This is a genomic window from Vibrio galatheae (assembly GCF_000967545.1).
Lineage (GTDB): Bacteria > Pseudomonadota > Gammaproteobacteria > Enterobacterales > Vibrionaceae > Vibrio > Vibrio galatheae.
On the sequence record NZ_JXXV01000016.1, the window covers coordinates 307,023 to 320,386 of the forward strand.

The window sequence follows — 13,364 nt, forward strand, 5'->3', positions numbered from 1 at the left end:
AACCTAAATAGATAAAAGGCTCAGTAACTTGAGCCTTTCTAAATGGGTTGCTACTAAAGGTAACGGTTTATTAGGTGTTGTTTGAAGTGGTTGGCATTTAGTATCTCTCCTGTCGCTTGTTTCACCAGTTCATCTGTGGTTAACAAGCTGCCTTGGCTCCAAAGTTTCTCTTCAAGCCAAGTAAATAGAGGTGAGAGATCGCCACTGCGAATTGCGCTATCAACATCTACCGTTGCTCTCATGGTCGACATAAATTGAGCCGCATACATTGCGCCTAAAGTGTATGAAGGGAAGTAACCAAACGCGCCGTCTGTCCAGTGAATATCTTGCATACAACCGTTCTTATAATTGTCCTCAGTAGACAAACCTAAGTACTGCTGCATTTTTTGATTCCATAGTTCTGGAACATCAGTGTGTTTAATTTTCCCGTTGATCAAATCACGCTCAATCTCATAACGGAGAATGACGTGAGCTGGATAAGTCAGCTCATCTGCGTCTACGCGAATAAAGTCTTTTTTCACTCTCGTGTAGAGCTTCTGGAAGTTAGCTTGCGAGAACAATTCAGGATTGTGGCCACCAAAGTGCTGTCCTGCAAGGCGCGCTAAATGCGCTATAAAGGCTTCACTACGGCCAACTTGCATCTCGAAAAAGAGTGATTGAGATTCATGGATGCCCATTGAACGTGCTTCACCTGAAGGTAGCCCCGCTAAGGATTTAGGTAGCCCCTGTTCATATCGCGCGTGTCCGGTTTCGTGCACAATCCCCATTAAAGATTGAACGAACTCACTCTCATCATAGCGAGTTGTGATTCGCACATCACTTGGTACACCGCCACAGAATGGGTGAACACTTTCATCTAAACGGCCGTGGTTAAAGTCAAATTGAAGCAGTTTCATGACTTCTAGACCAAGCGCCTTTTGTTGATTGGTATCGAACTTTCCTTGCGGCTGGATAAACTGCTCGGAGGCTTGTTTGTCTATGACTTGATTGATCAGGTCAGGTAACCAAGCTTTTACATCGCTGAACAAGACATCAAGTGACGCAGAATTGGTGCCGGGTTCATAGATATCAAGCATGGCATCGTAAGGAGATAAGCCGTTTGCCTCTGCTCGAATTTGTGCTTCTTCTTGAGAAAGCTTAACAACCTCGGCCCAGTTCTTCTCAAAACCTTGCCAATCATTTTCGCCGCGCTGGGTGCGCCATGCGTGCTCACATTTTGAACCTGCTAAAGATTTGGCTTGGACTAAATCTTCCGGCAATACATTGGCTTGCTGCCACTGACGTTTTAACTCGCGCAGTGTTGCCTTGTCTTGCGTGTTCAATGGTTCAGATTCTGCGGCGGCAAACCACTCTTCAAGTTGGGGTTGGGTATGAAGCCCGTGGATATGGACAGACAGCTCCGCCATGGCTTCTGAACGAGCTTGATTGCCGCCCGCAGGCATGACGGCCGCTTGATCCCAACCACAAATAGCAGCGAGGTGATTAAAGTGAGAAATCTTTTGTGAATGTTGCTTTAGTTTATTGAATGCGCTCATTGGTCGCCTTCCATGACTATCAAGAAAACAAAAGTTTACCAACGTTACTCACGCTTACCAAGTCAATCACAGAGAAATCAGTCGGGCTTAGTGTAAAGCGCGTAACTAGCGGAATCTCACCACAATGATGAAATAAAATTGATTGAAATAAGCGCATAAATATGACAATAAAGAATCAGTATACTTTTGGCGAATGGACATCAGCGTGATACAGAATTTTGAAGCGTTTTTAATTGCTATAACCATACTAACTTTAACCCCAGGCTTAGACACTGCATTGGTGATTCGCAATTCGTCTCGCGGCGGTTTTAGTGATGGCTTTTTAACGAGCTTAGGTATTTGTCTTGGACTATTCGTTCACGCGACCTTTTCTGCGGTGGGCATTTCTGCCATTTTGGCTCAATCTGCGCAGTTGTTCAGTTTGGTGAAGATGATTGGGGCTGGCTACTTGATTTGGTTGGGCGTAATGACATTGAAGGGCCTAGTTACTGGCAAAAGCGGCGGGCTGAACACGAATATGGTGGTGAGTTCTACACCATTGGACGCGAAGCGTTCGCTGCGAGAAGGCTTCTTGTCCAATGTACTCAACCCGAAAACCGCGGTTTTCTATTTGGCATTCTTGCCGCAGTTTATTAACCCAGAAGGTTCCGCTTTCTTTCAATCTTGTTTAATGGCGGCAATCCATTTTGTTATCGCGATGATTTGGCAGTGTGGTTTAGCGGGCGTCCTGACTAAGGCGAAAAGTTTGTTGCAAAGTGCTCGCTTCACTCGTTGGATGGAAGGCACGACCGGTGCGGTACTTGTCGTACTCGGAATCAAATTGTTGATTGAAAAGCCTCAAGTTTAACTTTCCATCATCTCGATTTTGCTCAACCAATGGAGCAAATGGTGTGATAGTGCGTATGGCTTTGCCAGCGGTAAGTCATGCGCATCGCAATCAAAACGTTCGATTTGAACGTTCCAAGCCTCTGCAATCACCTCACCACAGCGACTATCTACCAGTTTATCACCTGAACTGACGATGATCTGGGTTGGGCAGGACGGTGGTATCTGCTGTCCTTTATAACCAGCGGCAGCCCATAACTGACGAAGTGCATTACTAAAGCTAACGGGATGTTGTTTGGCGAGGGTTAAGTGATGCTCGATAACGTCTGGCTGCTGAGCACTTGACGGGCTGGTCCAGTGGATAATTGCTTTTTGGAACGCGCGGCTTCCTCTTATACCAGAGCCTGCCAAACTCAGTAGTGCGCCTAAATTGATGCGTTGCCAAAAAGGGCTGTAGCGAGAAAAACTAGGGTTAATGAGAGTCAAACTGACGACCTGATCGGGCAGCGTGTGTGCCCAGTGACTGGCTAACATTGAACCCATAGAAATCGCCACCAGATGATAGCGTTGGCAATCTTGCGGTAGTTCATCGAGTACTGGCGCGAGCATTTTCTCAATGGTGATTGGACTTTTTTCACGGTATCTTTTCCCATTGCCCGGTACATTGGGGGTAATGGTGACAACTTCTGGTGCTGCTTCTGTCAACGCTTCAACCATGTCATGCCAATGACCGCTTTCTCTTAATAACCCCCTGACTAACACTATCGGTACCATAGTTTGATTGCCTTATCCCTATATTTTGCATCTTCACTGGCGTGGATATTTTCTATCACACCATTGTTAAGTACTTGGATTAAATAGCTTAGCAAAGTCGTGTGACGGCGTTGTACTCGCTTAATACGATGAGGCTTAGTGGGATGAAAAAGCTGACTGAATCTCAACATCTGAATTGGATTCTTCTTGACCCATAACCACGAACCTAACTCTAGTGTTAAAGGCAAAAATGAGCAGTTGGACTGCATTTGATGCTGCGTCAGCATCCAATCCCAAAAATCACCATGGGTGGTGTATTGGTGCCACTGAGGTTCAAATTGATAGAGCTCGTAATGCGGGTAGCTTTTGCGGAACAATCTATAGAGTAAGTAATATTGCGAGAGGTTGCTGGGTGGATTTCTATGATGGGCATAAGGAAACCATAATCGGTCGCGTGTCCCAAAGCCACTATGGAGATCCAATAACAGTGTTGTTCTAGATTGTTTGCTGTAACTCAAAATGCAGCGTGACAACGTTTGCAACTCTTGTTCCATATTGTCAGGATTGCCGCGATACCAAGGTAGCCATGAACTCAAATTTTGCCCTGCGTATAGATGATATGCAGGGTTGTCGCTTTCTATCGGCGCATTGCGCATTAAATCGACGCCATGATGATTGGCACGCTGTTTGAGTGCGACTCCCCAAGGGTTAACCACTGGCACAGTCACAATCCGGACAACATTGAGTGATTCTCTAAGCTGTTGGTCCCATTCGATCCTACGTAGCAAACTCTTTATAAATGCGAGAATGATTTGGCTTCCAATCCGTTCAACCCCGTGAACCGCGCCGGTGAAAAATAGGCAAGGGGCATCTTGGTCTCTTGTGCCTATTTCAAGAGCATAAAGCGGCAGTGATTGGCTTTGGTGAGTGATGTTATCGAGTAGAGTTAAGCGCACATGCTGAGGGTATTGTTCAGCCAGTTGCTCGATGTGATGTATTTCACGTGGGATGTGCCCGATCATCTTGATGCCCAAAGTGGGTTTGCAGCAAGTTTAGAACGGTTTAGTAACAGATTGGGTGAAGTATTTGTTTCAGTTGAGGATTACGAGCCGTAAAAATGCGAAGCGGGTTGGCTTCGCATTTTCTTTCAGTCACTTGATTGCGTTTAAGCGGTCACTTGTTGGCTTTTTACCGCTGCCATATTTGCAAAGTAGAGTTTGGTTTCTTCTATCACTACTTGGCGTAAGGCGATCAAGCCAATCAAATTCGGTACTGCCATTAAACCATTCACTATGTCGGCAATAATCCAGATCATATCAAGATGGAGGAAGGCACCTGAAGCGACTAGGCCTACATAGACAAATTTGTATGGTAATACAGCTTTGGTGCCCAGCAGATAAACCACGCAACGTTCACCGTAATAGTTCCAGCCTAATATCGTCGTGAAGGCGAAGAAGATTAAACCAACAGAGACAAGCATTGGCCCTAGTGTTTGAGCATTGAGACCCACTGCAAATGCATGAGTCGTCATTGCAGCGCCCGCAAAGTCACTTTGCCATGCGCCAGTAAGAATGAGCGCCAGACCTGTCATAGTACAGATGATGATGGTATCAAAAAAGGTACCCGTCATTGAGATAAGCCCTTGTCTAACACATGAATCGGTTTTAGCGGCCGCGGCTGCCATTGGTGCACTGCCAAGCCCAGATTCATTAGAGAAAACGCCCCGGGCAATTCCAGATTGTATCGCCAACATAACCCCTGCGCCTAAGAAGCCGCCTGTTGCTGCCGTGGAGGTAAAGGCTGAAACCAACACTAGCTCAACTGCATCAAGCAGTTTGTCGCCGTTGATAATGATCACGCTTAGACAGGCTAGCACGTAAAATAGTGCCATTGCCGGAACGACTTTACCTGCCACCTGAGCGATAGAGCGGATACCACCAAGGGTAACGAACGCTACCAGCAGGGTAAGAAGAGTGGCTGAGATTTCGCGAGATATGCCAAACGAGATTTCACTCGCATCGACAATCGCATTCACTTGTGGGAAGGTTCCGATACCAAAACAGGCCACGGCTAAAGCAAATACGGCGAACAGGACCGCCAATGCTTTTGAGCCGACGCCATATTGTAGGTAGTACATTGGCCCACCGATCATTTGACCTTTGTCGTCCACTTTTCGGTATTTGACGGCGAGCAAACATTCTGCGTACTTGGTCGCCATGCCGAATAGCGCAGCAAGCCACATCCAAAATAGTGCGCCGGGGCCACCAAGCTTAATTGCAGTGGCAACACCCACGATATTACCCGTACCAATGGTGGCCGATAGGGCTGTACAGAGTGCAGCGAAGCTCGATACGTCGCCTTGTTTGCTTGAATCCGCTTTGCTAAAAACCATTTTTAACGCGGTAGGTAGATATCTAAACTGAAGTAATCCAAGGCGAAAAGTGAAATAGACACCCGTACCGACCAATAAAATGAGTAATGGCGGACCCCAGACAAAGTTGTCGATTGTTGTTAGTAAAGATTGAAGGTTATCCATGATTTCCCCTTAAGTGATAATGCTTATTTAAGGAGAAGAGTGAAAGTGTAGAGATCAATGATCTCTGATTAGCTATAGGCAGAATAGCGAAATAGCTGAATAGTTCTTTCCACTCCTCTGTCCTTTTGCCTGAGAGTTTCACCTATTGATAGGCTTGCTCCTTCGGCGACCGCTTGCTACTACAAAGTAGTACGGTTCTCTCCAGAGGTTCCTCCAACTACAGTCCTCGCCACCTAAATGGCACCTGAAAGATTTACTTCTTCGGTAGGTTATTCTTTCCAAATGTTAATATTCGGTAAATAACCGCTCTCCTGCAGTCTTCATCGGAACAATTGCTCTTTATGTTGAGCAAAAGTTAGTCGATAGCACTGGTTGCTTTCGATGTGTGAACTCTATCATTATTTTTAGGGATTTCAATAGAAGATTTATATCAGTTCAAGACAACACTGAGGTAGGGTAAATAGGCTTTAAAAATGGCTGTCGAACTAAACGAAAAATAGCGCCTGATTCGGCGCTATTTATAGGAGTTCACTTCGTTTAGAAGTAGTTTGCGTCGACAAGCTCACTTGCTTGCACTGACTTAACTTCTTTACGAGCTTCTAGCCATGCGACGACTTGCGCTTTCTGTTCTTCTGTCACGTCTAGATAGCGTTGATTGCGGCATAGGAAGCCTTCGAATAGCTCAAGACCACCACCGCCAAAGCATAGACCTAGCTCATCAATATAATCGATGAATTCATCGACAAAGACGTCGTAATTGTCAAAGTCAGTGATGGTTGTTTCGCAGCTAAGATCGAAGCCTAACATCGCAAATTCGCCCAAAAAGAGTTTCTTTTGAATACGGCGTTTTTTGTTTTCTAATTTATGTGGTTTCATCATCTGATCTCTTGTGTTTTAGTCTGCTCTTTATACCTTAGAATAATGTTTCAGCCAAATAAAATGCTAACGTATCGGCTAGGTTACTAATCTTTTCTCGCTGCCAGCAAGTGGGTGGCTGAAAAGTCATCGGTTGAGCTTATTTAATGAATAATATTAGACAGTAAAACAACTTGCTTCTGACTATTTCAGCCTGAAAATGGTATAAAGTAAGGAATAGAAGTCTGCCTAAGGAGAGGTTATGACAAGGTTGATCGCCATTGTATTTCTCGCTGCACTCGCATTTGTTTTAATTCGTTATCGAACAAGCGAAAAATTGCAGAAATACGTTGTTGTTACTCTGGTTTGTGGCTTTTTAATTTACACAGCAACACTCATGATTACTGAACTGATACGTTAACTCTCAGGAGCTTATAAGTGAACCAACATACTGACAACCAAGAGAACGATGACGTTGTTGTCATCGAAGAACGTGACAAGCGGACACTCCTCTACATTATTATCGCAGGGGTTTTAGGCTTGGCACTTGGAGGCTTGGTTGGCTCATCGCTCACCGCAGAGAAGTGGCAGTCGACCTACCAAGGACTTGAACAAAAGTACCAAACGCTGGCCGAAGATAAAAAGAAAATGGTGGTTCAGGTCGAAGAAAAGGTCGCCAAAGTAGACGATGAAGTGGAACAAAAGCTTAAACAAGCGATCGAAGAGCAAAACGCTGATCATTTGGCTTCAGTGGCCAAGTTAGAGCAGCAAGTCAAAGAGCTTGAGAAAGTTAACCTGTCACTTGAAGAGCAAATCGCAGAGCAGAAAGAACAATTGCAAACGGTCAATAGCCAAAATAGTCAGCTTAATCGCCAAGCGGATATGCAAGCGGCGATGTTTGAACGTTCACGCGAGATATTCCAGCAAGAACTGAAAGTGAAAATCGAACTTGAATCGCTTGAAAAAGAGCGTGAAGAGTTAGGCCCTAAAATCGCCGAACTGAAGAAAGCGTGTGACATTTATTTAGATGGCACATCGTGGGATGCAAAAACCGATTCTTGTGACAAGCAAGACGAAGCGCAATCTCGCCTTAGCCAAGTAGAGCAAATGATTCGCGTGCACCAAATGGATCTTAAGCAGATTAAAGCCCTCTCGGGAGAGTTAGGACTCTAAATGTCTTAGTAATGCAACAACGCCTCATTTTCGAGGCGTTGTTGATTTAGAGCAAGTAAATCATACAAGACATGCCAAGACTGACATTTATGCGCTACTTTTTATAAGATCGAACAAGTTAGCAAGGCATAAAATGCAGCAACAGCTCTTTAAGGTAAGCGAAGGCATGCAAGTTCTCGCTTACATCGCCTACATGGTTGCAGTTGGGCTTATGTCCCACTCTTTACTGCTTCAACCACACCCGTGGGAATGGGCTTATTACCTGTTTCCTATACTACTGCTGGTGGCCTTATATAGCACCAACAAGTCTATCAAACACATTTTTGCTTTTTCCGCTGTGGTACTGTTTATTGTCGGTGGACTGATTCAATCATTTCCTCTTGAGCAGATTAAAGATTGTCTATTTTTCCTACCTCTTTGCTACATAGTGCTTTTCCCTGGCACTCTGTGGGCAATAGCGGTATGCGCGGCGTTAGTGAATGGTTATTTCTACCAACTGACGGCAGCAGAGTTTCAAGCCTTTATCGATACTTCGATTGAAATGACAGCCATCACGGTTATGGCGACTTTGATGACTTATTTCTATGTCAAAACCAAGCAGCAAGCGGTGAGCTTCAAAGAAGAGAGCCAGACTGACTATCTAACTAAACTGCCCAATATCAACGCATTCAAAGAAGATATTACAGTAATTACCGAGCACAACGCTAAACATTTCGGTATGTTGCATCTTGGTTTGGAAGGTTTTAAAAACGTCAATGATCGGCTCGGTTATCGGTATGGGGATGAGTTTCTAAAAGCGTTTGCCAAACACATCAAAGAGGTGGTTGCAGACGCAGGCAAAGTGTATCGATTCGGTGGTGATGAGTTTGTTATTGTTGTAGAAAGCAAAGATTTAAAAACCAAGCTAGAAACCTTAGTTGATGAATTAAGTCGCCATCAACGCAAGATGTTTAATGTCGACAACACCTCACATCGACTTTCTTATTGTATCGGAGTGGCGTACGCAGGGGATGCGATTGGCAGCCCTGACATGTGGCATAAAAATGCGGATTTTGCTCTGTATAAAGCGCGCTCCGTTGGTGAAGGTGCTGTGTGCTGGTTTGATGAAGAATTGCTGAGTGAAACGATCAGGCAACATCAGATCGAGACAGAGATTCGTTCTGCGCTCTCAAACCACCAATTTGTTTTGTTGTTCCAACCTAAAGTTGCAATCGATAGCGGGAAAATAGTCGGTGCGGAAGCGCTTTTGCGCTGGAACCATCCGCAGTTGGGGCCCATTTCCCCTGTAGAATTTATACCCATTGCAGAGAAAACCACGCAGATAGTGCCTGTTGGTCATTGGATCCTTTACGAAGCTTGTCGCCAGGCTCGCCAGTACTACGATAATCAACTGCCAGTTTGTATTGCCGTTAACGTTTCTACGGTTCAATTCGCGCACGCTGATCTGTTTGATGTGGTGTGCAAGGCGCTCAAAGAGACGCAACTTCCTTCACACTTGTTGCAGTTGGAGATCACCGAATCAACCTTAATGAGCGATCCCGAGAATATAACGGATATTTGCCGTCAGCTCAGAGCGATTGGTGTTTCGATTGCAATCGATGATTTTGGCGTCGAGTATTCCAGTTTGAAATACTTAAAGCAGTTACCTATCGATATCATTAAGATCGATAAATGTTTCGTTGATGAATGTGCTATCCATCACTCGGATCGTGTCTTGGTGCGAACCATCATTCAAATGGGGCACAGCTTAGGTATTAAGCTTGTTGCGGAAGGGGTGGAGTACCAAGAACAGCTTAGTGTATTGATGCAAGAAGGTTGCGATCAGTACCAAGGTTATTTGTTCTCACAACCGCTCTCACATGATGAGTTTGCTTCAATGATGACTCAGGAAGTTAGGCAGCAGCGTGTGGTCAAATTGACAAGAGATTGAGAGGCTAAATGGAGACTTAAGCCGCGCTAAAGCGCGGCTTTTCTATCGATAGAGTTAGTGTGTTAGGTAGTGCTCGATAAATTCAGTGATTTTGACCATGTCATTGATCGCAATGAACTCTTCCGTGGTATGTACTTTAGACACGCCGGTAGAAAGATTCACAGTTGTTAACCCTTTAGCGTTAAAGTTGTTCGCATCGCTGCCGCCCCCTGTTGGTTTGGTTTGCGGGGTTGCACCGATGGCTTCAAATGTGGCCATAATAGATTGAATATGCGGATGATCTTCCCCTATAAAAAATGCGTTATAGGCGCGTGTTGACTCAATTTCAACAGTTGCACCGTGCGAATCTGCCGCAGCTTGAAAGGTTTCAATCATATGCTCGACTTGCACGGCGAGCTTGTCATCGTTAAGAGAGCGAGCTTCTGCAACAACTTTTAGCTCGGGCATCACTATGTTTGTCGCGTTACCCCCTTGGACAATACCGATATTGGCAGTGGTTTCTTCGTCGATACGAAGTAGCTTCATGTTAGTGATGGCATCGGCAGCAACTTGGATTGCACTGATCCCTTCTTCAGGAGCGAGACCGGCGTGTGCTGGTCGACCAATAAACTTAGCCACGATTTTCTGCTGACCAGGCGCTGCGTTAATGATGGTACCAATCGGGCCACCAGAATCGAGAACAATCGCTTTGCTCGCTTGAACATAAGACATATCAAAGTGCTGAGAACCAAATAGTCCCCCTTCTTCATGGACAGTAAATGCGATCTCAATGGTTTTGTGGGCAAGATTTTGCGCTTTGATACTACGTACCGCTTCCATGATCGCTGCAATGCCCGATTTGTCGTCACCGCCAAGAATCGTGTTGCCTTGAGAGCGAATAATATGGTCCGCAATGACGGGCTCTATTCCAACTCCCGGTGTCACCGTATCCATGTGGCAACTGAGTAGAATCGTGTCATCGAGTTCTCCCTCTAGGCGCGCATATAAGTTAAAGCCGTTGGATACCTCTTCAGGCACTGGCAGTTTATCTACGCGGAAACCAAGTTGCCCTAGTTGTTCTGTCAGTGTTTCTGCGATCTGCTTTTCATTGCGAGATTCGCTATCAATTTTTACGAGTTGGATAAAGTGCTCGACCAGACGTTCACGGTTTATTTGAGTCATTGTTTTATCTCGTTTAGGAACAGTGGACTTAACATAACGGTTAGCACGGGTGATTAGCCTGAGCTATATCAATCAATCGCGACTCCCAATGTCAATTTATGGTCAACTTAATACTAGGTCGTTAATGCAACGCTGAACGATAGATCAGATGGATAGATTATTCAGCTCGTAGTGGGAGTTGAATGAATTTATGTAAACTAATTGTTACTTGCTATTTTGTTTTATCATTTTGATATTTAATGATTTTTTATTGTTTTTGTCATGAAGTTTACAGTTATTGATTACATTTTGTTAACGTTAATTTGGCCGTCAGAGGTTCAAATTTAGTTAAAGGTAAGCCAAGTTATTGATAGTTACACGGCAGTTAAAACAATAACGAGGATTCAAAAATGAACGAAGCGTATAACCCACTTGGTACGGATGGATTTGAGTTTGTCGAATACACGGCAGCTGACGACGAAGGCATCCAAGCGCTTAAAGAGTTATTTAATTCGCTTGGGTTTGCTGAAGTGGCGAAACACCGTTCAAAACAAGCATGGCTATACCGCCAAGGTGACGTGAATTTTATTGTTAATGCTCAGCCACACAGTCAAGCGCATCAGTTTGCGAAAGTGCACGGTCCGTCGGTATGTGGGATGGCTTTTCGCGTAAAAGATTCATCTGTTGCAATGAAGCAGGCACTTGAAAATGGCGGTAAGCAATACGTCACTGAAATTGGCCCAATGGAGCTGAGTATTCCTGCGATTTACGGTATTGGTGAGAGTTTGCTTTATTTTGTTGACCGTTATCAAGATGGCAGTATTTATGAAGTGGATTTTCGTTTCTATGATGATGCGAAGCAACGTCTTGAAAAGATGGATGTCGGTCTCTACGAAATCGACCATCTGACCCACAATGTAAAACAGGGCAACATGGATGTGTGGTCGGGCTTTTATGAACGTATCGGGAATTTCCGCGAGATTCGCTATTTCGATATCGAAGGCAAGTTAACCGGTCTTGTGAGCCGCGCAATGACCGCGCCATGTGGCAAGATTCGTATTCCTATCAATGAGTCCTCCGACGATAAATCTCAAATCGAAGAGTTTATCCGTGAATACAATGGCGAAGGCATTCAGCACATCGCGTTAACCACCGACGACATTTATAAAACCGTTCAGACGCTACGCGATCGTGGCATGGACTTTATGCCGACACCGGATACGTATTACGAGAAGATTGATAGCCGTGTTGAAGGTCACACAGAAGATGTTGCTAAGCTGCGTGACTTAAGAATTCTTATTGATGGTGCGCCTATGAAGGACGGCATCTTATTGCAGATCTTTACTCAGACTGTCATTGGTCCAGTATTCTTCGAAATTATCCAGCGTAAAGGCAACGAAGGTTTTGGCGAAGGTAACTTTAAAGCGCTATTTGAATCGATAGAAGAAGACCAAATTCGTCGCGGAGTACTAAACGATGCATAAATGGATAACATTCCCTCATCGGGAGGGGGTGTGCTCCAAACAGGCGCATGCTGATTTTCCCGAACAGGCAATTTATGAACGCGAAGCGGGTCGCAGTGGCTTTTTTGGCCCTGCGGCGCATTTCCACCACCAACACGCGCCAACAGGTTGGAGTGAATGGCAAGGTGAGCTAAAACCGCGAGCGTTTAACTTCAATCATGTCGAAGCGTCTCTGCAAGACTCACCTTGGTCAGTGCCGCACCTACTGCACAACGCAAACTGTAAAGTACGCGTGTGGAAGCTTAGCGATGCGATGTCTCATTTGGTCAGAAATGCCGACGGCGATGAACTGCTGTTTATTCATCAGGGCAAAGCGGATCTCTATTGTGATTACGGTCATTTAGAAGTGGTTGAAGGGGATTATGTCATGATTCCGCGTTCAACCAACTGGCGACTGGAGCCTCAGGAACCCATGTTTGTCTTGATGATTGAAAATACCGATGCCGCGTACACCTTGCCTGAAAAGGGGATGGTTGGTAATCACGCCGTGTTTGATCCTGCGGTACTGGATGTGCCAAAAATCGACGATCAGTTTAAGGCGCAATATTCTGAAGCCTCGACTCAGGTTCATATTAAAAGGCATGAAAAGGTCAGTGTGGTGACTTATCCATTTAACCCACTTGATGCGATTGGTTGGCATGGTGACCTAGCAGTGGTGCGCGTGAACTGGCGTGACATCAGGCCGCTTATGTCTCACCGTTACCACTTGCCACCATCGGCCCACACGACGTTTGTTGGTCAAGGGTTTGTTATTTGCACCTTTGTCCCACGGCCAATCGAGAGCGATCCTGGTGCGTTGAAAGTACCGTTTTATCATAACAATGATGACTACGACGAGGTGTTGTTCTATCACGCGGGTGACTTCTTCAGTCGAGACAATATTGAAGCGGGTATGGTGACCTTCCATCCAGCAGGCTTCACTCATGGGCCTCACCCAAAGGCGTTTAAAGCCGGTCAAGAGTACAAGAAAAAGTTTACTGATGAAGTGGCTGTCATGATAGATACACGCCACGCGTTAAATGTCAGTGAACAGGCTCAAAAGGTTGAGAACGACCAGTACGTTTATAGTTGGCAAGAGAAGTAATAAAAGGATT

12 protein-coding genes and 2 riboswitches are annotated in these 13,364 nt (G+C 45.1%); of the genes, 6 read left to right on the forward strand and 6 right to left on the reverse strand.

What is annotated here, in order from left to right; genetic code table 11:
• Positions 1-53: 53 nt before the first annotated feature.
• A complete protein-coding gene (locus tag TW81_RS10065; RefSeq protein ID WP_045955567.1) occupies positions 54-1,535 on the reverse strand; it encodes a carboxypeptidase M32 in 1,482 nt (493 codons plus the stop codon).
• Positions 1,536-1,728: 193 nt separating this feature from the next.
• Here TW81_RS10065 and TW81_RS10070 point away from each other — a divergent pair, with 193 nt between their 5' ends.
• Entirely contained in the window at positions 1,729-2,382 is a 654-nt protein-coding gene (locus tag TW81_RS10070; RefSeq protein ID WP_045955568.1) for a LysE family translocator, read from the forward strand.
• Here the strand turns inward: TW81_RS10070 and TW81_RS10075 are convergent.
• The 4 genes from TW81_RS10075 to TW81_RS10090 form a co-directional block, all read right to left on the reverse strand.
• Positions 2,379-3,134: an alpha/beta fold hydrolase gene (locus tag TW81_RS10075; RefSeq protein ID WP_045955569.1), complete on the reverse strand. Its 756-nt coding sequence runs from the start codon at positions 3,132-3,134 to the stop codon at positions 2,379-2,381. The two genes, TW81_RS10070 and TW81_RS10075, sit on opposite strands and share 4 nt — an antisense overlap.
• On the reverse strand, positions 3,122-4,135 hold the full coding sequence (locus tag TW81_RS10080; protein ID WP_045955570.1) for a DUF2817 domain-containing protein: 1,014 nt from the start codon (positions 4,133-4,135) through the stop codon (positions 3,122-3,124). The genes TW81_RS10075 and TW81_RS10080 overlap by 13 nt, the downstream gene beginning before the upstream one ends.
• A gap of 143 nt (positions 4,136-4,278) precedes the next feature.
• Positions 4,279-5,649 (reverse strand): alanine/glycine:cation symporter family protein, encoded by a 1,371-nt coding sequence (locus TW81_RS10085; RefSeq protein ID WP_045955571.1) that lies wholly within the window; start codon positions 5,647-5,649, stop codon positions 4,279-4,281.
• A gap of 114 nt (positions 5,650-5,763) precedes the next feature.
• A riboswitch (glycine riboswitch) is annotated at positions 5,764-5,857 on the reverse strand.
• Between the two features lie 2 nt (positions 5,858-5,859).
• A riboswitch (glycine riboswitch) is annotated at positions 5,860-5,973 on the reverse strand.
• 213 nt (positions 5,974-6,186) lie between these two features.
• Positions 6,187-6,525 carry a 50S ribosome-binding protein YggL gene (locus TW81_RS10090; RefSeq protein WP_045955696.1) on the reverse strand — a complete coding sequence of 113 codons (339 nt, stop codon included), beginning with the start codon at positions 6,523-6,525 and terminating at the stop codon, positions 6,187-6,189.
• 241 nt (positions 6,526-6,766) lie between these two features.
• On the opposite strand from TW81_RS10090, the gene TW81_RS19435 reads away from it, so the two are divergent.
• The 3 genes from TW81_RS19435 to TW81_RS10105 all read left to right on the forward strand — a co-directional run bounded on the left by TW81_RS19435 (position 6,767) and on the right by TW81_RS10105 (position 9,607).
• Complete coding sequence (locus tag TW81_RS19435) at positions 6,767-6,925, forward strand: hypothetical protein (RefSeq protein ID WP_045955572.1); 159 nt, start codon at positions 6,767-6,769, stop codon at positions 6,923-6,925.
• Between the two features lie 17 nt (positions 6,926-6,942).
• Positions 6,943-7,677: a chromosome partitioning protein ParA gene (locus tag TW81_RS10100; protein WP_045955573.1), complete on the forward strand. Its 735-nt coding sequence runs from the start codon at positions 6,943-6,945 to the stop codon at positions 7,675-7,677.
• A gap of 133 nt (positions 7,678-7,810) precedes the next feature.
• Positions 7,811-9,607 carry a putative bifunctional diguanylate cyclase/phosphodiesterase gene (locus TW81_RS10105; RefSeq protein ID WP_045955574.1) on the forward strand — a complete coding sequence of 599 codons (1,797 nt, stop codon included), beginning with the start codon at positions 7,811-7,813 and terminating at the stop codon, positions 9,605-9,607.
• A gap of 54 nt (positions 9,608-9,661) precedes the next feature.
• On the opposite strand, the gene TW81_RS10110 is transcribed toward TW81_RS10105, so the two are convergent.
• Positions 9,662-10,768 (reverse strand): M20/M25/M40 family metallo-hydrolase, encoded by a 1,107-nt coding sequence (locus tag TW81_RS10110; protein ID WP_045955575.1) that lies wholly within the window; start codon positions 10,766-10,768, stop codon positions 9,662-9,664.
• A gap of 389 nt (positions 10,769-11,157) precedes the next feature.
• Between TW81_RS10110 and hppD the strand changes: the two genes are divergently transcribed.
• Both hppD and TW81_RS10120 read left to right on the forward strand, forming a co-directional pair.
• The gene (gene hppD, locus TW81_RS10115) at positions 11,158-12,231 is read left to right on the forward strand and encodes a 4-hydroxyphenylpyruvate dioxygenase (protein ID WP_045955576.1); all 1,074 of its coding nucleotides are present in this window, start codon (positions 11,158-11,160) and stop codon (positions 12,229-12,231) included.
• Positions 12,224-13,354: a homogentisate 1,2-dioxygenase gene (locus TW81_RS10120; RefSeq protein WP_045955577.1), complete on the forward strand. Its 1,131-nt coding sequence runs from the start codon at positions 12,224-12,226 to the stop codon at positions 13,352-13,354. The genes hppD and TW81_RS10120 overlap by 8 nt, the downstream gene beginning before the upstream one ends.
• Positions 13,355-13,364 lie beyond the last annotated feature (10 nt).